This is a genomic window from Ignavibacteriales bacterium (assembly GCA_015709675.1).
Classification (GTDB): domain Bacteria; phylum Bacteroidota; class Ignavibacteria; order Ignavibacteriales; family Ignavibacteriaceae; genus H2-BAC3.
Window position 1 is genome coordinate 1,620,421 of the sequence record CP054182.1, and the last position, 20,478, is coordinate 1,640,898.

Genomic DNA, 20,478 nt, shown 5'->3' on the forward strand with positions numbered 1-20,478 from the left:
ATAAGGCGAAAAGAGGTAAAAATGCCCGTTTTTTGAAGATTTTATACTTGGTACAATAATTGCACTCAGGGTGCAGATAATGAACTAACTTATTAACCGGATGATGAAATGGACAGAAAAAAAGTAACCATTGACGGTAATGAAGCCGCGGCGTACGTGGCTTACAATACCAATGAAGTAATAGCAATTTACCCGATCACCCCCTCCTCAAATATGGGCGAGTGGTGCGATCAGTGGTCCTCAGAAAACAAACAGAATATTTGGGGTGAAGTACCATCAGTAACCGAAATGCAGTCAGAAGGGGGAGCAGCCGGAGCAGTTCACGGAGCACTCCAGAGCGGCGCACTCACCACTACCTTCACTGCATCACAAGGCCTCCTCCTGATGATTCCAAACATGTACAAGATTGCCGGCGAGCTAACCCCGACCGTTTTTCATGTATCAGCAAGAGCCCTCGCTGCCCAGGCCCTTTCAATCTTTGGCGATCACAGTGACGTAATGTCAACCCGCCAGACCGGATTTGCAATGCTCGCCTCCAACTCAGTACAGGAAGTTATGGACTTCGCTCTGATTGCTCAGGCAGCTACCTTAAAAGCACGCATTCCATTTCTTCACTTCTTCGATGGATTCCGCACCTCCCATGAAGTGATGAAAATTGAACAGCTCACCAAAGAAGACATGAAATTCATGATGGATGAGCAGCTTATCTTTGAGCATCGTCAGAGAGCACTCAGCCCTGACCATCCGGTTATGCGCGGTACCGCACAGAACCCTGATGTCTATTTCCAGGGAAGGGAAACCGTTAATCCGTTCTACAATGCATGCCCCGGCATCGTTCAGGAAACTATGGATAAGTTCGCCGGACTTACCGGAAGACAGTATAACCTGTTCGAATACTATGGTCCGCAGGATGCTGAACGCATCATTATCGTTATGGGATCAGGGGCAACCGCGATCGAAGAAGTGGTTGATTATATGAGCGCGCGGGAAGAAAAAGTCGGTGTACTTAAAGTCCGTCTTTACAGACCTTTCTCAATCAAACATTTTATTAACACACTCCCCAAGACCACAAAGTTCATCACCGTACTCGACCGCTGCAAAGAGCCGGGCGCTGCTGAACCTCTCTATCTTGATGTGGTGAATGCAGTAACAGAATCATTCAACGAAGGAACCCTCCCGTTTGCATTCCCGAAAATCACCGGCGGCAGATACGGCCTCTCATCAAAGGAATTTACTCCTGCGATGATTAAAGCTGTTTATGATGAAATGAAAAAACCGGCACCGAAGAATCACTTCACGGTTGGTATCATTGATGATGTTACCTTCACCAGTCTTGATTTTGATCCTGCATTCTCCGTTGAAGCTCCTGAAACATTCAGAGGCAAGTTCTACGGACTCGGCGCTGATGGTACCGTCGGTGCTAACAAGAACTCAATCAAAATCATAGGCGAGGGCACTGACTACTATGCTCAGGGTTACTTCGTCTATGACTCAAAGAAATCAGGATCAACAACTGTATCACATCTCCGTTTCGGTCCTAAGGAAATCAAATCATCCTATCTGATCAGCACATCAAACTTTGTTGCATGCCATCAGCAGGTATTCCTCGAGAAGATGGATATGCTCAGCGATGCCATGGAAGGCGCAACATTCCTTCTTAATACAAAAGTTGCTCCTGAGCATGTCTGGGAAACACTTCCTGAAAAAGTTCAGACTGATCTCATCAATAAAAAAATGAAGCTCTTTGTAATTGATGCTTATAAAGTTGCTGATGAAGTAGGACTCGGCGGAAGAATCAATTCCGTGATGCAGACATGCTTCTTTGCTATATCAAAGATTTTTGATAAAGAAGCCGCAATAGAACTGATTAAAACTGCTATCAAGAAAACCTATGGCGCAAAAGGCGATAAGGTTGTTCAAATGAACTTCATGGCGGTTGATAAAACGATTGAACATCTCTTTGAAGTTCCGGTACCTGAAAAAGTAACCAGCAAGATTGCTCTTCTGCCGGCAGTATCCGGGAAGAATGTTCCATCATTTGTAATGGATGTAACCGCAAAGATTATCGAAGGCAAGGGTGACCTGCTGCCGGTAAGCAAAATGCCGATAGACGGTACATATCCTCTTGCAACTTCAAAGTGGGAAAAAAGAAATATCGCTCTCGAAGTTCCTGAATGGGATGCAGATGTATGTATACAGTGTAACAAATGCGTTATCGTTTGCCCGCATGCAACCATCCGCTCCAAGGTATATGATCCGGCAGCACTTGAAGGTGCTCCTGAAACATTCAAGGCAGTGAACTTCAAGTCAAAGGAATACGGCGAAGGCATGAAGTATTCGCTTCAGGTAGCAGTTGAAGACTGTACCGGATGCGGACTCTGCGTTGATGTCTGCCCTGCAAAGAATAAGAGAGAGCCGAAGTATAAAGCAATCAACATGGTTGAACAGCTTCCGCTGCGTGAAAAAGAGCGTGCTAACTGGGACTTCTTCCTCTCCATTCCTGATATTGACAGACGGCATATCAATACAGCCAATGTCAAAGATTCACAGTTCCTCGAGCCGCTGTTTGAGTTCTCAGGCGCATGTTCCGGCTGCGGAGAAACTCCTTATGTAAAACTGGTGAGCCAGCTGTTCGGTGACCGTGCGCTTATAGCAAACGCAACCGGATGTTCCTCTATTTACGGAGGCAACCTGCCAACAACTCCCTGGGCAGTGAATAAAGACGGCAGAGGCCCTGCATGGTCAAACTCACTCTTTGAGGATAACGCTGAATTCGGACTTGGTTTCAGACTCGCGGTTGACAAACACAACCTGCAGGCACAAAACCTTCTCAAAAAGCACGCATCACTGCTGGGCGAAGCCCTTGTTCAGTCAATTCTGGATGCTCCGCAGAAAACCGAATCCGATATATATGAGCAGAGGGAACGCGTTGCTGAACTCAAAGGCAAACTCGCCGGCATCCTCAGCAACGGTTACGATCCGGCAATAAAAGGCGAACTGGAGCACATTGTTTCTCTTGCTGATTATCTGGTGAAGAAATCAGTCTGGATCATGGGCGGTGACGGATGGGCTTATGACATCGGTTACGGCGGACTTGATCATGTGATTGCATCCGGCAAGAATGTAAACATCCTCGTCCTTGATACTGAAGTATACAGCAACACCGGCGGACAGTGCTCAAAGGCAACCCCGCGCGGAGCAGTCGCCAAGTTCGCTGCAGGCGGCAAGCCCGGCAACAAGAAAGACCTGGCTCTGATGGCAATGAACTACGGCAATGTATATGTTGCCAAGATTGCAATGGGTTCAAACGATGCGCAGACCGTAAAGGCAATCCTTGAAGCTGAAGCATACGACGGACCTTCCATCATCATCGCATACAGTCACTGTATTGCTCACGGTATCAACATGGCAACCGCTATGAAGAATCAGAAAGCCGCAGTTGACACTGGCTACTGGCCGCTCTTCAGATATAATCCTGAAACCGAAGAAGGAAAGAATCCGTTTAAGCTGGATTCAAAAGCTCCGAAGATGGCATTCAGAGATTATGCATACATGGAAACCCGCTATAAGATGCTCACCAAGAGTCATCCTCAGGTAGCTGAACAGCTTATGAAGGAAGCTCAGGAGGATGTCGTCCGTAAGTGGAAGATCTATGAAGAGATGGCTGCAGAACCGGCCGCAAAAAAAGATGAAGTTAAATAAGTAAATCATTTGTCCGGACAACGGGGCATCCATCATCATCCGGAGCCCCGTTCCGGAGATATATAAAACTATTGCGAGGAAACAATGAGTGATCTTAAAACAACATATCTGGGACTGGACCTGAAAAATCCGCTGGTCCCTTCGGCCGGGCCTCTTTCACGCGATCTGCAGAATATCCGCCACATGGAAGATGCAGGAGCGGCAGCCGTGGTCTTTTATTCCATTTTTGAGGAACAGCTTGAGCACGAAAGTCTTGAACTCTTCCACCACACAACACATCATGCTGAAAGCTATGCTGAGGCGACATCCTATTTCCCTGAAACCGTAGAGTTCAAGTTTGGTCCGGATGAATATCTGAATCAGATCCGCCGCGCAAAGGAATCGGTTTCGATTCCGGTGATCGGCTCTCTGAACGGAAAATCAGTCGGCGGCTGGGTTGAATACGCAAAGCAGATTCAGCAGGCAGGCGCTGATGCTCTTGAACTGAATATATACCGCCTTGCAGCGGATATGAACCTGAGCGGTGCTGAGGTTGAAAAAGAATATGTGGAAATCGTAAAAGCTGTAGCCGGAGGAGTAACCATCCCTGTTTCAGTTAAGATAGGCCCGTTCTTCAGCAGCATACCGAATATGGCAAAGCAGCTTGAAGAGGCAGGTGCTAAAGGACTGGTGCTCTTTAACCGTTTCTATCAGCCGGATATTGATCTGGAAAATCTTGAAGTAGTGCCGAATGTACTGCTCAGCACCCCGATGGCAATGCGACTTCCGCTCAGATGGATTGCGCTGCTGCATGGCAGAGTAGGTCTTGATCTGGCTGCAACCAGCGGTATCTATACCGAAAAAGACGTGCTGAAGATGCTCATGGCTGGTGCTAATGTAACCATGATGCTCTCTTCACTGCTCAAATTTGGTATTCATCATATTGCTGATGTTCTGGCAAAGATGAAATACTGGATGGAAGTAAATGAGTATGAATCAGTAGAACAGATGAGAGGCAGCATGAGTTATATCAAGTCTCCTGATCCGTCACAGTTTGAACGTGCTAACTATATGAAAGCGCTTCAGTCATATAAATAATCATAGCTGATTATTTTAGGAGCCCCTGGCGTTAACACATCCGTCAGGGGCATTTTTATTTAATGAACAATTTACAATGAAAAATGAAGAATGCTCGAAGCTGGCTTTAGCCGGCAGGTTAAAATTAATGCCTGATCTCATTTATAAGATTTATCCCCATAGCCCCAAGTTTCCTCACTGTTCCCATAAGTTTTCGCACCCACCCAGTTATAAACAAAAAACCCGCCTTATTGAGGGGCGGGTTTTGAGCTCAATATATTAAGAAACTTTACTTCTTCCACTCAGCAAGAAGTTTTTTCATATCTTCAAAATCAAACGGAGCCGGTTTCATTGCTTCACCCATGCGGATTGCTTTTTCCATAAACATAACCGCATCTCCTTTTTTGCCCATCTTCTCAAGGATTCTTGCCTTCATCCGTACATTCCAGTAGCTTTCCTGAACGCCGATAGATTTATCAATCCAGTTGAGTGCTTCATTCAGGTCCATTCCGTTGTTGAATATATATGATGCATAAGAAAGGGGAGTGTTGGCTGAGAAATTTTTATTCACTCTTTCTTTGATAAGATCTCTTGTCTTAAACTGAACAGTGAAACTCACTTTCAGCTTTTCCCATGAAAGACTGATCTCGGCAGTGCTGTCGGTCAGTTCAGCCACATCAAAAGCGAGGCGCTCGGTGTGGTCGGCAGTAACTACCGGAACAGCGGTCAGGCGCATGGCATCATTTTCCTGTTTGTAGCCGTAACTGCCATTCAGATTATTGTCTTTGCTGAGGATAAGAGTCCACTCTTTTTCACCGGGTATGGTGTGGAATCCGTAAGTAGCCGCGGGAAGTTCTTTGCCATTGATGGTTACCGGATCGGAGAACTTAATAGTGGTGTTGGCATTAGCTCCGGCACGCCACATCTGGCCGTAAGGTACCAGTCCGCCCCAGATTTTGCGTCCTTTTACAGCAGGCCGGGACCAGGTAACAACTACCTCAGAAACTCCAACATTCTGGCTTAAAGTGGCTTTTGGGCTGGAAGCAGGAGTAATAAGCTGAGCAAAGGATGGGTCAGCTGCCAGAACGATCAACGCCAGCAGCACTCCGGAAAAAAGATTTTTCATGTGTGCACCTTCTTTTAGTTTTAAAAATTTCAGGCGGAAATATAGCCCTAAAATAGCTTTTTCCTAAGGTCATTGGGGAGAACCATGCATGGTTAGTAAGTTCATCAGGTTCTATAACAAGGTACGTTTTATACTAATTCCTTGGATAAGCACCAGCCGGTCAGTGATTGAACTTTGCGTTCCTTTGCGATGTACTCTGCGTACTTTGCGTTGAAACTCTTTTAGTGTCTCGGATTGCGGGTTTAGAATCCCATAGTTTGCATTTCATTCATACCCCATTTTCCGTAAATTGAGCCATTCATTTTTCACTTATTGAGGGCACACGATGCTTTTGCGTTTTTTTATCGCTTTGTTACTTATTCCGTTTTTCTCCGCATCCGGACAGGTTCAGCAGAGAGTTCTTGAATCTAACGGGACCAAATATCTCAGCGGAGAGCTTATTATTAAATTAAAAGTTGCACCGGTTTCCTCAATGGGTAAGGTTCAGCTGCCGCTAAGTATTGCTGAACGGTTCAGCGTGCTGGGAGTTAAGGATGCGGCTCAATTTTACCGGGGGAGCGGAATTGAAGCAAAGAACTCCGGATTTGACCGGATTGTGGTTATCCGCTATGAGAACACTTCAATTGACCCGCTTTATTTTGCGCAGAAGATAAAATCGCTTCCGGAAATTGAATGGGCAGAACCACGGTACATATACGAAACCTCCTACACTCCTAACGATCCTTCCCTCAATAATCAGTATGCTCTCACACGGATTCAGGCGGCCGCTGCATGGGATATTTCCAAAGGAGATACCTCAGTTTTTGTTGGCATTGTTGACACCGGAGTTGACTGGGATCATCCCGATCTTCAGGCAAATATGAAAATCAACTGGAATGAAATTCCCAATAACGGGCTGGATGATGATAATAATGGTTTTGTGGATGACCGCATCGGCTGGGACTTTGGCGGACTGAACGGAACTCCTGATAATAATCCGATGGAAGACCGCCCCGACCATGGGTCTCACGTTGCCGGTATATCAGCAGCGGTTACTGATAACGGAGTTGGCATTGCATCTATCGGCTTTAAGGTAAATTGGCTCGCGGTAAAAACATCACAGGATGATAACCGTAATCCGCAGGGGCAGCCATATGTAGTTTACGGCTATGAAGGAATTACTTATGCCGCTGATATGGGGGCTCAGGTGATAAACTGCAGCTGGGGCGGAAGCGGTTATTCAATACTGGGACAGGAAGTGATTAACTATGCCATGATAAAAGGTTCTCTGGTGGTTGCTGCTGCCGGTAACAGCAACTCCCCGGCTGCTCATTATCCTTCAGGATACCGGGGCGTTCTCTCGGTTGCATCAACCGGTTCAAGCGATCTGAAATCCGGTTTCTCCAATTACGGAACCACGGTGGATGTTTCAGCCCCCGGTGAGGGTATATACAACACCTGGCAGAATGACGGTTATGCATATTTAAGCGGTACATCAATGGCTTCTCCGCTTGCGGCCGGACTTGCAGCGCTGGTCTTCTCACACTTCCCGGGTATCACCCCGGAGCAGGTGGGTGAACGGCTCCGCGTAACAGGTGATGATATCAGCACGCAGAATCCTTCATATATAAACCAGCTTGGCAGAAGAATTAATGCCCTTAAAGCACTGAATACGGCAAACCCTGTTTCCGCGCGCTCAGTATCATATATATTTGAGGATGCTTCGGGTGACGGTATTATTACCAGCGGTGAGCAGGTAACTCTTCGTGTGGCATTTAAAAATATTCTTTCTGCAGCTTCATCACTCGTTATTGGTCTTGAAAATAAAAACGGCACGGCAAACGTGGTAAATACCACACTCTTTGCAGGTAGCGTTGGTGCAGGAGTTGAATTCACTACCGGAACAACGCCCTATACTTTTACCGTAAATAATGTTGGGGCAAATGCCGAGCTGTTATTTGTGCTTAATTATCTTGAAAACAATCAGGTTATCGGATATGAATGGCTGAGCGTTACGGCAAACCCGACTTATGCAACTCAGGCAGTAAATAATATCGCTCTCACCGTAACCAGCAAAGGCACCCTCGCCTATAACAACTATCCGACCAACACCCAGGGGAACGGATTTAAATATATGGGGAGCCAGAATCATATGTTTGAGGGAGCATTGATTCTTGGGACAAGTGCAACAAAAATTTCAGACGCAGCACGAAACAGTTCCGGCAGCGTGCAGGTTGCAGATTTTGCTGTGGAATCCCCGTTCATTATGCAGATACCCGGCGCTGCCGCGGATGCACAGGGGAGCTCACGATTTAATGACAACAATGCCGGCGCTAATAAAATCGGTATCACCACAACGCTTACTTCATTCTCCTATTCAACAGCTCCCCACGATGATTATATCATCCTGCGTTATGAACTGAAAAATACCAATGCTTCAGCGGTCACGGGACTTTACGCAGGACTATTCTTTGACTGGGATATGGTTGACGGCAGCGGCGCGGATGATTATACCGCATGGGATACCGCCGGCTCTCTCGGTTATGTATATCATATCGGAGGGAACCCAAATACCTATACCGGCGTGGGGCTTGTTTCAGCAGGCAGTGCCGGCTTCCGGGGTATTCTGAACCCTGGCGGTGACCCGGGCGGCTTCAGTATATATGACGGTTTCACGGATGCTGAAAAATGGCAGTCAATTTCAGGCGGACTCGCAAAGCCCCAGGCAGGAGGGGGTGATATTTCCCATGTCATCTCTGCCGGTCCTTATAATATACCTGCAGGAGAAAGCGTTACCGTTGCCTTTGCGATAGCAGCCGGACAGAATGTAACTGATCTTCGCAACGAACTTGCTTTAGCAAGGAGCAAGTATCAGGAGATTCTGACCTCAGCAGAGGAAGTGATTACTCAGCCGCTTACTTATGAACTGAGTCAGAATTACCCGAATCCTTTTAATCCTTCAACGGTTATACAATTTCAGATTCCTGAAGCCGGAAATGTATCATTAAAAGTATATGATATCACCGGAAGGGAAGTAAAAACGCTGGTAAATGAATATATGCAATCCGGAACCTGGCAGGCATCATTTGACGGAACCGGTCTTGCAAGCGGAGTGTACTTTTATGAAATTAAAGTCAATAGCTTCATTCAAAACAGAAAGATGATTCTGTTGAAATAATTTTTAGGTTGCTCTTTTAAGAGATGTTGCAATCGCTCAGGTGGATGAGTTTATATATCCGGAAACTTTTGCGGTTGCAACATTTCGGGGAGGTAAGGAAGGATGGGTATACAATATTAACAGCAAGGGCATGAATGATTGAGACAAATTATCCATTTACTATTCGTCAGTTGGTATACAACTCCTCAGACGCAGGTACTTTTCAAATGGTAAATAATCTTTATCCTTATGAAGCAACTCAAAATTGTGTTGTATACAAAAGGTGGCAATTATAACGTCCACAGTTTTCCTGATGGTAATTCCTTGTTTTCTTAAAAATCTGAAATTTTTGGCGCTTTTGATTGCCATTTTAGTACCACCTATTGAATAGACCGGGAAGCTTGAAAGTGCTCGGAGGGCGGTGTTATAAGCCCTGTCTTCTTTGAATCCCTGCAAAACCTCAAGTAATACGTAGTCGCCCAAACAAACAACTCCTGATTCAAGTAGTGAATCCAAAAAATCAGTGTGAAGGTTAGAGTTTCCATTGAAATAATCTATCCAGACTGAGGAGTCAACAAAAATCATTTTGCTGATCTCATATCGTCAAGATCACCTTCCCAATGTAATTTACCTCTAAGTTCCCTTATTTTGGATTGTGCTTTAACTGATATGAGGAGTTTTAGTGCCTGCTCAACGACCTCTCTCTTAGTTTTTAAACCAGTACTTTTAAGTGCACGCTCCATCAGTTTGTCGTCAATAACAATATTTGTTCTCATGATTCTACTTCCTTGTGTGTATTAATTGACGAAATATACACATCCTGTTTAATTCATGCAAATCCTTAATTTTACTCCAAACAAAAAACCCCGGCTCACACAGGTGACCGGGGTTTTCTGTTTATTGTATTTTAATCAGTTTAGTTTGCCTGAACGATATCCCTCACACGGTCGGTGATGGTCTTAAAGTCAATCTTTCCGCTGCCGAGTTTTGGCATTTCCGGAAGGACGACAAACCGGCTTGGCATTTCAATATTGGAAAGATGCTCAGCCATTTTTTTCAGGGTTTCTTTCTCATCAATCTGCTGTGTTACTGCAGCAACGATCCTTGCTCCGCGTATCGGGTCTGGTACTTCCACTACGCAGCACTCGGTATCAGGCGGCAGGAGTTTTTCGAGAACGCTTTCAACCTTGATGAGTGATACTATCTCTCCGCCTATTTTAAGGAAGCGTTTCAGGCGGCCTACATGCCAGATATATCCGTCGGAATCCATGTAGCCCATGTCACCCGTATCATACCAGCCATGGCGGATGCTGAGTGAGGTTTGTTCAAAATCATCGAAATATCCTTTCATCACATTGTCCCCTTTAACAAGGATTTTTCCGATTTCGCCTACTTTGCACTCCTCTCCGGTTTCATAGTGCTCAATGCGGACTTTTACTCCGTCAATCGGTCTGCCCACACTGCCGGGTCTGTTAAACTCGTGGGTATTTACGGTAATCGCCGGTGAGGTTTCTGTAGCGCCGTAAGCTTCCAGCAGAACTTTATTATGCTTGGTCATGAATGCTTCACGGAGAGCATCGGGGCATTTATCAGCGCCTGAGAGCATTATTCTTACGGTATCAAAATCACCCGGTTTTGAGGCACGCAGATAACCCCAGAAGAAGGTCGGGGTTCCTGCCATAAGAGTGACTTTTTCTTCGCGGACGATATCGCACACTGTTTTGAAGTCCAGCGGGTTTGCGTAGGTAACAAGAGTGATTCCCATAGAAAGCGGAACCCAAAGGTTTGCGGTCTGACCGAATACATGGAAGTAGGGGAGATTCGCAAGGAAGATATCATCCGATGAGAAGGTATATGCTTTTATGAGAGCGTTATAATTCTGGCTGATATTCTTGTGGGTAAGCTGCACACCCTTCGGATCTTTTTCGCTTCCTGAGGTGAAGAGAATCATCAGATTATCATCTTCACTTCCCTGATGGATGCTCTTGATTATTGCTTCTGCAGGCATGGCTGCTTTGAGTGCAGCGCCAAGTTTATCAAAAAGTGAAATGCCATCCCGGATGTCCTCTAGGTAAACCATTCCGTCTATGTGCGGGCATTTTATTTTTTCAAGAAGCGCGCGGGAAGTGATAATGGTCTTAAATGCGCATTTCTTCTGTGCGTATTCGCAGTTTTTATCTGCCTTTGTTGAATAATTAATCATCACCGGCACTCTTCCGCTCATGAGCGTTCCAAGTATGGCAAGAACTGATCCGGCTGAATTCGGGAGCATAATCCCCAGGAACCCGGGATCGTACTGCTGGAATTTTTTAGCAAAGATGAGAGAACCAATAAGCGCCCGTTTATATGGCACCCGTGCATTGGTTGTACGGTCGGCTATTGCCAGCTTTTTTTCATATTTCTTGGCAACTCTGACGAATTGGTGGTGGAATAACATTCCTCGACTCCTTTTTATTATTTTTGTTAAAGTTCATCTGACAACTGAACTACATGAGAGGGGCGGACATAGCTATCCTATTGAAAGAAGACCCTCCTGCCGGAAATCTTCAAATCCGGCACAGCCATATTACTTATTTCGGCTGAATTACCAAAAATAATAGTGCAAAACAGCCAAAGTGAATAAAAAAATTATCCTGACAGGGGTAATGTCATTAATTATATCTGCCCGGCATTGCCTTTGTTTATTATCAAAGGCGATATGGTATTTTTTATCAACTGCCCGTTTTTTAATTAAAAGCGATCTCTTATAAAACCTTGATTTACAAAGACTTATGGGCTCCCATCAGCTTTCGTCATATTGCCGATTTAACTTTTATTTAACGCAAAAATTTCTTAAATAGTAATCATTGATTACGTAAATAATGAGGTTTTTCTATGAACAATATTAAATATGAAATAAAGACCCGTACCGGAGAAATCCGCTTACCGGAATCACTCGGTTTTGGACAGATTTTTACCGACCACGTCTTTGAAATGGATTACTCCCCCGCCAGCGGCTGGCATAATGCAGTTATAAGACCCCTCTCTGAAATGTCTATTCATCCTGCCACGATGTTCATCCATTATGGACAGGCACTCTTCGAAGGAATGAAAGCATTCCGTCATAAAAATAATGACGTTATGCTCTTCCGTCCGGACAAGCACTTTATCCGGCTTAACAATTCTGCAAGAAGACTTTGCATGCCGGAGATTGATGTTAATTTCGCGACTGACGCTCTCAAGGAGCTGGTTTCCATTGAGAAGGAATGGATTCCCAGAAAAGAAGGAGAAGCCCTGTATATCCGTCCCTTTATGTTCGGGCTTGATCCGGTACTCGGTGTTAAACCGGCACAGAACTATAAGTTTATCATAATGCTTTCTCCGGTTGGTGCTTACTATCCGGAAGGATTCAAACCGGTAAAGATTCTTGTGCAGGATGACTACGTCCGCGCGGTTCGTAAAGGTATGGGTGAAGTAAAAACACCCGGAAATTATGCTGCAAGTCTTCTCGCAAGTGAAATGGCCCGCAAGCAGGGCTACACACAGGTGCTTTGGCTTGACGGTGTTGAGCAAAAGTACATTGAAGAAGTCGGAACCATGAATATCTTCATCACCTTTAAGGATGAAGTAGCAACACCAAAATTAACCGGAGGAATACTGCCCGGCATAACAAGAATGTCTGTTCTTCACATGCTCAGAGACTGGGGCATGAATGTTAATGAACGGCTGATAAGTCTGGATGAATTTATCACCCGCTTTGACAAAGGTGAGGTTGAGGGTGTATTTGGCACCGGAACAGCCGCAATTATTTCATCAGTCGGTGAACTGAAATATAAAGACCGGAAAATGGTTATTAATAACGGTGAACCCGGCACATTAGCACATAAGCTGTTTGACACTCTTACCGGCATGCACTCCGGAAAAATTGCAGACCCATACGGATGGCTGGTACCGGTTCAGCAGGAGGTTACCGTCTCTTAATGCGATTTCGTTTTTTTGTTGTTCTTGTTTTTTTTGTTGCGGTTGCATACAGCATAAATGCCCAGCAGCAAAAGAAACCTAAAAATATCATAATTATCATCGGGGACGGCATGGGGCTGAATCAGGTAACTTCGGAAATCATCTTTAACAGAGAGGATACTCCTTTCAAGAAGTTTACGGATGTTGGAATGTCAGTTACCTGTGCAGCCGATGCTTTAATTACTGATTCCGCTGCCGGCGGTACGGCAATCGCGACCGGTCATAAAACCTATAATGGGGCCATTGCGGTTGATACCATTAAACAGCCGGTTGAATCCGTTTTTACGTATGCTGTCATGAATAAGAAAAAAGCAGCAGGACTGGTTACCACGGCCCCTATTACCGATGCAACACCGGCGGTATTTTTCGCCCATGCTGAAAGCAGAAAAATGCATACCGATATTGCTCAGCAGCTGGTGAATGCTCCCGCTCACGTAGTCATTGGCGGAGGAAGAAAATACTTCCTGCCCAAAGATCAGGGCGGGGTGAGAACTGACGGAGTGAATCTTATTCAATCCCTTAGCGATAAAGGATATTTTTATTCCTCAGAGTATATCACCGAAGGATATAAACCAAACTCAAAACTCTGGATGCTGCTTGATACCAATTCCATTTCAAAAGCTGGCACCCGGCCTTACAAACTTGGTGATCTTGCTATGACCGCTATAGGACAGTTAAAAAATCACAAAGATGGTTTTGTCCTGATGGTGGAAAGCACACACACCGATTATGCAGGGCACGCAAATGATCCTGTTCATCTGAAAGCAGAGATGGAAGAGTTCGCGGACCTGGTTAACCGGATGCTTGCATATATCGAGAAGGATGGAAACACTCTGCTGGTTGTAACTGCTGATCATGAAACGGGCGGAATGTCACTGGTGCATCCGAAAGATAAATCCCAGCCGATTGAATATGCTTATACCACAAAAGGTCATTCAGCCGGAATGGTTGGCGTCTGGGCAAAAGGACCGGGGAGTGATATCTTCAGGGGAGTCTATGAGAACAACGAAATAGGAAAAAAACTCTTCTCCATCGCCAGAAGCTGGAAATAATTCTTTAACGGAGGCCGCACCCCGCGGTCTCCGGTATTATTATTTGCCCGGCAGTACACATAACTTTATACCCTTTGTCCTAATAACAAATCAGCATTTACCTGATTTAACCCCTTCTTCTCTTAGCTCCCCGGCTTGAATTAACGCTTGCCTAATTTGTTTTTGCAGTAAAACCGTTAATCACAAAATTCACAAACGATTTATTTATTTATAATTAAGTTATGTAGAGTTTGATGGTTAAGTGGTTTGAACTGCGTCCGATTTCCACTCAAGTCTTTAATAAGTACTTAATCTCCTTTCTGATAATAATGATAATTATTATCGGGATTCTCTATGCGCTCAAAGTTAACGGATTCAAATCGTTTTCAGAGAGTACTTTTCTCTCTTATCAAAAGCAAACATCACTTCTCGATTCTCTTTCTTCCGCTGAAAAGTCATTGTTCAGCGAATACCTCAGAGCAGCAATAGTAGAAGGCAAGGCTGATATTTCACAAACCAAACCAGCCATGATCAGTGATCTGGATAAGATTGACAGTTTGCTGGCTCAGATTTCTGTAAAATTAAATAAAGAATATGCGCGGACGTTACATAAGAAGATAAAGAGTTCTTTTACTGATTTCAGAGCGAATATCGGAACTTTGGATTCTCCTGCTAATGATATCCAGAGTAAGGAGATTCTAAGATTACATTATGCTGAACTTTCAAAAAATTATCTGTCCCGCCAAATCAGCCTGAATTACCTCAAAAAAGAATTTCTTTCAGAATGCTTACAGGAACATTCCAGCGCGAATGCATCATACATGGTATCCTCCCTGTGGTTTCTTTTACTTGCGGCATTTATCATTTTGATCTTCTTATTTCTTGTATTCTTAATCGGGAAATTGCATGCTGAAATGCAGCAATTAAGTTCAATCCTTAAAAATGAAGTTGTAAAAAGAAAAAGAGATCAGGAGGAAAATCTTAAAACCAGAGAAAACTATGAGAAAACAGACCGGCAAAGAACAGAATTTATTGAAAAGTTTTGCGGGTCTTTAACAAAGTCCTTAGCTGAAGATTCAGCACAATCAAGGACTGTAACCGGCTTTACAAGAACAGAAAAAACCGGAAAAATAAAAGAAACCGCGCACCCGTCAAATCAAAGATTAATACATACCATTAATCTTGTTTCGAAAATATACAGGAAAAACACATCGTTCTTTCTCGCAAAATTCGTATCACAGGATATTGTGCCCATCTTGAACGAACTTGCCCATAATTTCAGAAAAGCTGCAGAAGAAATGTCGCTGCAGTTTACTTATAAAACCGATTATTCAGAAGTCATCATTGAGACGGATAAAGAAATTTTCACTCTGGTTTTCGAAAGTCTGATACATAATGTGTTTTATCAGATGAGGGAGGGGAGTGTCATACTTGAAGTACAATCCGCAAGAACATACCGGGGAGGCTGTGAGATAATCATTTCAGTTACAGCCGCCGGGGCTCAAATTGACAATTTTCATGGGGATGGTCTTTGGAGCGGCAAAACGGAGGTAAGCAATAATGCAGGAAGCCTGAGCAGTGATCTAGGAGTGGGACTGCCTGTAATTAAAAAATTTGTTAAAAGACTGGGGGGTAATGTGACTATGACGCGGAAGGAAAACCAAAGTATTGTTTTTAATGTGAGGTTTGATGTTAAGGAAGAAAATCTGACTGCGTCAGATGAAACAGTAACTCATATTAACCCGGATCAATGGCAGATCCTTGAACCCAGGGATTATAAAAAACTGTCCATCCTTTATGTTGAGGATGACGAATTAATCGGAAATTATGTCGCATCGCTTCTATCCGGTATATCGAATATTGATCTTGCGCCAGATTCACAGACCGCACTCAGCCTTATCAGAAGTTCAATATACGATATTATCCTTATGGATATACATCTTGGAAATGATTCCGCGGACGGATTAACGCTCACAAAAAAATTACGGAATTTAGAGGCCTATAAAAACACACCGATTATTTGTATCACCGCTTTTACCATGCAGGGCGACAAAGAAGCATTTCTTGAGCAGGGATGTTCCCAGTATCTGGCCAAGCCATTCAGCCCGGAACAGTTATTCCGTGAGATTGATAAGGCAGTAAGACAAATGGCGCTGGTGCATAGCAAATAATATGATGCCGGGTGTGTAAATAAAATTCGCTGATATCAGTATAAAAATGTTATGTCATTTCTCGTAGTGAATGATTATTTGCGGAGTATTTTTCCCGTTTACCTCTCTCAAAGATGCGTTCATTATTTGTCGCAACATGCTGTTGCCTGCATCATCCTGTGACACTTTACCTGCTTTCTTTTTGAAAACGTGACAATTCCTGTTTTTTTAACATTAATCCTTAAGGTTTGTGTGTGCTTGCACTTCCATCGTATTTTAGAACGTTGATGGGTAATACCCGTCTGCTTAAATATTCATATGTCCTGCTTGGTCTGTTAATTATGACTTTGTCAGCCCTGCTGATCTTCTATACAAATAGTGTAAGTGATCATAATAAAGCCGGGAGTATGGAAATACAAATAAACTCCAGATTAATGGATTCCCTCGAATACTATGAAGATCTTACCTTCCAAAGGGCTCTGAATGCTTTGCTCGAGAAGGATAGCGGCATTTCATTACTTTTTGACGGGGTGTTTGAAAACTATTTTATAAGTATGGAAAATCTTTTACGGGATTTTACAGACGCGGAATTAAAGGATGAAACGAGATCCTTTTTACAAAATACTCAAAGTAATCAGAAGCAATTGAGAGAAAAAATATTTGCTTTATTGCTTGAGCAGCAGTTTTCGAATGACAAATCATCAGTAGGATATTATGTCGGCAGATTATCCGAAATACATTTTACGCATAAAGCTGCAACGGAAGAACTGCGCGGAAATTATCTGGCCAAATTTTCTGAATTAAATGCAAAATCCGCTGATATGTTCACATTGTTATCGGCATTTTTGTATGTGATCGGTGTTCTCATCTTATTGCTTTTCATAATTACCGGACTTCTGTTAAGACGGATATTGATCGCAAATCAACAGCAGAATATACTTCTGGTCAATGAAAAGTTGAAACTGAAAAACATTCAAAGAGAATTAATTGAGGCTAAATCTGATTTACTCGAAACAGAACGCTATAAATCTGTTTTTTCGACAATCATCAGCAGTGAATTCAGGATAAAGATGGCGGAAATTCTTGAATGCTCGGAGCAATTAATTAATGATACGGACAGTAAAACAACTGAAACCGGGCAATTAATAAGACATTCTGCAAGCAGCTTAGTTCAAAAATTTAACCACAATCTAAGAGTATGGCAGATAAGTTCAAATTACCGGAAAATTACCTATGCAATGCAAGATGTAATTGAGATCGTTAAAGAAGTAAAAATCAAACATGAGGATTTTGCCAGGAGTAAGCACCTGCAATTTTCTCTGATTACAGATTACCGCGAAGTGAATCTGGATACCGACAGAGAAATGCTTTCTCTAGTGATCGAGAATCTTGTTCATAATGCCATCAATTATACAACCTCTGGCAGTGTGGAACTTGGGGTTAAAACGGCCAAATCACTCAGAGGCGGTATCGAAGTTATACTATCAGTCAGAGACACGGGAATGGGGATATCACCGTCTGTTCTGAGCAGCATATTCGATAATGTCCCAAACAAAAATGCGGATGATGATAATCTGATTTTTGGTTTGCAGTTAAGCAAAAAACTGGTGGAATATCTCGGAGGGAAATTTCTCATCAAAAGCATCCCGGATTTCGGGTCACTTTTTGAGGTCAGATTCGGTGTCAGCCCCGAGGGTATTATCCCTGATAACAAGCCTGTAACTCATCTTGAACCTGAAATTACACTGCTTCTTGAACCGCTCAATAACCGGAAACTACGAATACTTTATGTTGAGGATGAAAGCTTAATCGGAGATTTTGTTTCAAAAATTATTGCTCCGATTGCATCAATTGATATTGCCGTTGATTCTAAGACTGCATTGCAGTTTGCCTTAAGAAAAAAGTATGATATGATTTTTATGGATATCAATCTTGGACCCGACTCGCTTGATGGCATGTCTGTTACACGCGAAATCCGTGAATATGAATATTATAAACATACTCCGGTTATTTGTATTACTGCCTTTGATCAGCCGGGGGATAAAGCTGCCTTTCTTGAGTTTGGGTTCTCTCAGTATTTGCCCAAACCCTTTACAGCCCCGCAACTATTTGCGGAAATTGAAAAGGCAATAGAAGTTATTAAAAGACATGAACAGGAACTGAAAATGGAAAGCGCATTTTTACGTATCTCTGCCGGAACAGAATGACTTAACAAATTATAATAGTGACGTAACCGGTTTATCTGACTCTGTAAATGATGTTTATTACTAAAAGAGGTTTATTATGTCCGATCTGTTAAAGCTGTTTAAATATTCGCGCATCGTTAAGTACTCTTATCTCACCGTTCTTGCTTTGGTGCTTGTAAGTTATACCGCTTCTTACCTTGCGGTGTCGGGGATAGAAGAGCATCATAATGAGCAGGAATTAATGTATGCGACGATTCCTGAAATTCTTACTAAGGCAGAACAGTCTGAGGAGCAAGTATATATGATTGCTCTCTGCGAGCTGATGGAGGGACATACTACATACAGCGAGAACAACAGACAAATGATTACTATTGAGTTTGAACGCCAGGCGAACCTCTGGTCGCAGATTTACACACTGTCGGGTTCATTGCATTTACAAAAAATATCAGACTCAACTCAAACAGCAAGGGTTTCATACAGAGAAACTATAAGACAGCTTTTAGCCAAGAATACTCCGGGAATAGATGCTGATCAACGTATAATGCTCGCAGGAAGCCTTTCTGCAAAATATTCCGAGATGCGCAAAACTTCGGAAGATTTACGAAGTCTTTATCAGGTTAAACTTGCCTCGCTTCATGAGAGTGAAAGAGAACATCTCGCGGGACATATAGCATGGTATAACGTGCTTGTACTGATCACTATTCCGGTACTTATTTATCTCGGATTTGTACTCAGGAGTGTGTTCAGGGGTCTTGAGATGCAAAATCAAAAACTGACAGGTGAGATATCAGAAAGGAAAAAAATTCAGGATGAACTTACAATTGCAAAAGAAACTGCCGAAGAAGCAAACCGCCTTAAAACTGCAATACTGGCAAATATGAGCCATGAGTTAAGGATACCCATGACCGGAATTCTGGGATACGCGGAACTTATTCTGATGGAAGCACCGAATGACGATATTTGTGAAATGGCTGAAAGACTGAAGTACTCAGCAAACCGCCTTATGACAACTCTCAATCTGATAATAAATCTTTCCCGTGTTGAATCCGGCAGACAGGTGGTAATACATACAAAAGAAGACCTTTTGGAAATTATTCGTCTTGTCTGTAAGAAGCAAAATGATTTTGCCTCAGGCAAATCACTCTATCTCACAATTAAAACTGATTTTATTGCTGTATTCTGCGAAATTGACCGGCAGATGGTTTTCCAGATTATTGAAAACCTGGTCAATAATGCCATTAAATATACTGAGAAAGGAGGAGTGGTAGTTGAATTATCGTCCGAACAAATTACTGATAATTTTCATGAGGTAATTATCAGGGTCACAGATACCGGTATTGGTATCAAACCGGAACATATTAATCAAATTTGGGAGCACTTCAGGCAGGCCAGTGAAGGTTACACCAGAAGTTATGAGGGTAACGGTCTGGGTCTGACATTGAGTAGAAAATATACTGAGCGCCTTAACGGACGGATATCGGTAAAAAGTACCCCTGGTGAGGGTTCAACATTCGAACTGCGTTTTCCTGCTCTTAAGGAAAATATCGTAAAAAGAATAGTTATGCGTCCTGTATTTAAGGAAACTGATACCGGTCTGAAAGTGAACCGGAAACCGCTCCTTCTTCTGGTGGAGGACGATCAAATGTGTGCTGATCTGGCGGCAAGAACTGTTGCTCAAATTTGCAGGATTGATCTTGCTCCTGACTCAGTGACCGCCCTGACGCTTATCAAGAAACATAAGTATGATATTATCATTATGGATATTAATCTTGGTTTTAAATCTCTTGACGGAATTACCACTACGCAGTTAATCCGGCAAATTGAGGGCTATCAGGAAACACCCATCATTTGTGTTACAGCGTTCACCATGCCTGGAGACAAAGAAGCATTTCTTGAAAGCGGATGCACGCAATATCTTGCAAAACCTTATACATCAGAACAACTCCTTGCCGAAATTGAAGCCGCAATGGGTATAATAAAGGCACAAGAACAATATCAGGGAAGCAGCCGGAGAATCGCGAAGGATTAAACAGGTGATGCTGTTTTTTGCCGGAGGCCGCACTCCGCGGTCTCCGGGTTTTAGATAATTTTT

The 20,478-nt window shown here is 43.3% G+C and carries 12 protein-coding genes; 8 read left to right on the forward strand and 4 right to left on the reverse strand.

What is annotated here, in order from left to right; translation table 11 throughout:
- The first annotated feature begins 108 nt into the window (after window positions 1–108).
- Both nifJ and HRU80_06035 read left to right on the forward strand, forming a co-directional pair.
- Window positions 109–3,702 carry a pyruvate:ferredoxin (flavodoxin) oxidoreductase gene (gene nifJ / locus HRU80_06030; protein ID QOJ28451.1) on the forward strand — a complete coding sequence of 1,198 codons (3,594 nt, stop codon included), beginning with the start codon at window positions 109–111 and terminating at the stop codon, window positions 3,700–3,702.
- Window positions 3,703–3,786: 84 nt separating this feature from the next.
- Entirely contained in the window at window positions 3,787–4,779 is a 993-nt protein-coding gene (locus tag HRU80_06035) for a dihydroorotate dehydrogenase-like protein (GenBank protein ID QOJ28452.1), read from the forward strand.
- Between the two features lie 268 nt (window positions 4,780–5,047).
- Here the strand turns inward: HRU80_06035 and HRU80_06040 are convergent, their stop codons facing one another.
- The gene (locus HRU80_06040) at window positions 5,048–5,884 is read right to left on the reverse strand and encodes a DUF2911 domain-containing protein (GenBank protein ID QOJ28453.1); all 837 of its coding nucleotides are present in this window, start codon (window positions 5,882–5,884) and stop codon (window positions 5,048–5,050) included.
- A gap of 325 nt (window positions 5,885–6,209) precedes the next feature.
- Here HRU80_06040 and HRU80_06045 point away from each other — a divergent pair, with 325 nt between their 5' ends.
- Window positions 6,210–9,041, forward strand: a complete 2,832-nt coding sequence (locus HRU80_06045; GenBank protein ID QOJ28454.1) for a S8 family serine peptidase — start codon at window positions 6,210–6,212, stop codon at window positions 9,039–9,041.
- Between the two features lie 159 nt (window positions 9,042–9,200).
- Here HRU80_06045 and HRU80_06050 read toward each other — a convergent pair whose 3' ends face one another.
- The 3 genes from HRU80_06050 to HRU80_06060 form a co-directional block, all read right to left on the reverse strand.
- Window positions 9,201–9,605, reverse strand: a complete 405-nt coding sequence (locus tag HRU80_06050) for a PIN domain nuclease (GenBank protein ID QOJ28455.1) — start codon at window positions 9,603–9,605, stop codon at window positions 9,201–9,203.
- Window positions 9,602–9,796, reverse strand: coding sequence for a type II toxin-antitoxin system VapB family antitoxin (locus HRU80_06055; GenBank protein ID QOJ28456.1), 195 nt, complete (start codon window positions 9,794–9,796; stop codon window positions 9,602–9,604). The genes HRU80_06050 and HRU80_06055 overlap by 4 nt, the downstream gene beginning before the upstream one ends.
- A 140-nt stretch (window positions 9,797–9,936) precedes the next feature.
- Complete coding sequence (locus HRU80_06060) at window positions 9,937–11,457, reverse strand: AMP-binding protein (protein ID QOJ28457.1); 1,521 nt, start codon at window positions 11,455–11,457, stop codon at window positions 9,937–9,939.
- A 437-nt stretch (window positions 11,458–11,894) separates the two neighbouring features.
- On the opposite strand from HRU80_06060, the gene HRU80_06065 reads away from it, so the two are divergent.
- From HRU80_06065 to HRU80_06085, 5 genes are all read left to right on the forward strand, one after another.
- Entirely contained in the window at window positions 11,895–12,980 is a 1,086-nt protein-coding gene (locus HRU80_06065) for a branched-chain amino acid aminotransferase (protein ID QOJ28458.1), read from the forward strand.
- Window positions 12,980–14,071, forward strand: coding sequence for an alkaline phosphatase (locus tag HRU80_06070; protein ID QOJ28459.1), 1,092 nt, complete (start codon window positions 12,980–12,982; stop codon window positions 14,069–14,071). Before HRU80_06065 ends, HRU80_06070 begins: the two co-directional genes overlap by 1 nt.
- Before the next feature lie 308 nt (window positions 14,072–14,379).
- Window positions 14,380–16,221 (forward strand): response regulator, encoded by a 1,842-nt coding sequence (locus tag HRU80_06075; GenBank protein ID QOJ28460.1) that lies wholly within the window; start codon window positions 14,380–14,382, stop codon window positions 16,219–16,221.
- A gap of 233 nt (window positions 16,222–16,454) precedes the next feature.
- Window positions 16,455–18,407, forward strand: a complete 1,953-nt coding sequence (locus tag HRU80_06080) for a response regulator (protein QOJ28461.1) — start codon at window positions 16,455–16,457, stop codon at window positions 18,405–18,407.
- 76 nt (window positions 18,408–18,483) lie between these two features.
- Window positions 18,484–20,415: a response regulator gene (locus HRU80_06085; GenBank protein ID QOJ28462.1), complete on the forward strand. Its 1,932-nt coding sequence runs from the start codon at window positions 18,484–18,486 to the stop codon at window positions 20,413–20,415.
- Window positions 20,416–20,478: the final 63 nt, after the last annotated feature.

Coding starts and splice junctions, on each gene's coding strand:
- HRU80_06075 (QOJ28460.1), top strand. CDS start 14,380: ATGATAATTATTATCGGGATTCTCTATGCGCTCAAAGTTAACGGATTC.
- HRU80_06050 (QOJ28455.1), bottom strand. CDS start 9,605: ATGATTTTTGTTGACTCCTCAGTCTGGATAGATTATTTCAATGGAAAC.
- HRU80_06065 (QOJ28458.1), top strand. CDS start 11,895: ATGAACAATATTAAATATGAAATAAAGACCCGTACCGGAGAAATCCGC.
- nifJ (QOJ28451.1), top strand. CDS start 109: ATGGACAGAAAAAAAGTAACCATTGACGGTAATGAAGCCGCGGCGTAC.
- HRU80_06040 (QOJ28453.1), bottom strand. CDS start 5,884: ATGAAAAATCTTTTTTCCGGAGTGCTGCTGGCGTTGATCGTTCTGGCA.
- HRU80_06035 (QOJ28452.1), top strand. CDS start 3,787: ATGAGTGATCTTAAAACAACATATCTGGGACTGGACCTGAAAAATCCG.
- HRU80_06070 (QOJ28459.1), top strand. CDS start 12,980: ATGCGATTTCGTTTTTTTGTTGTTCTTGTTTTTTTTGTTGCGGTTGCA.
- HRU80_06055 (QOJ28456.1), bottom strand. CDS start 9,796: ATGAGAACAAATATTGTTATTGACGACAAACTGATGGAGCGTGCACTT.
- HRU80_06045 (QOJ28454.1), top strand. CDS start 6,210: ATGCTTTTGCGTTTTTTTATCGCTTTGTTACTTATTCCGTTTTTCTCC.
- HRU80_06085 (QOJ28462.1), top strand. CDS start 18,484: ATGTCCGATCTGTTAAAGCTGTTTAAATATTCGCGCATCGTTAAGTAC.
- HRU80_06060 (QOJ28457.1), bottom strand. CDS start 11,457: ATGTTATTCCACCACCAATTCGTCAGAGTTGCCAAGAAATATGAAAAA.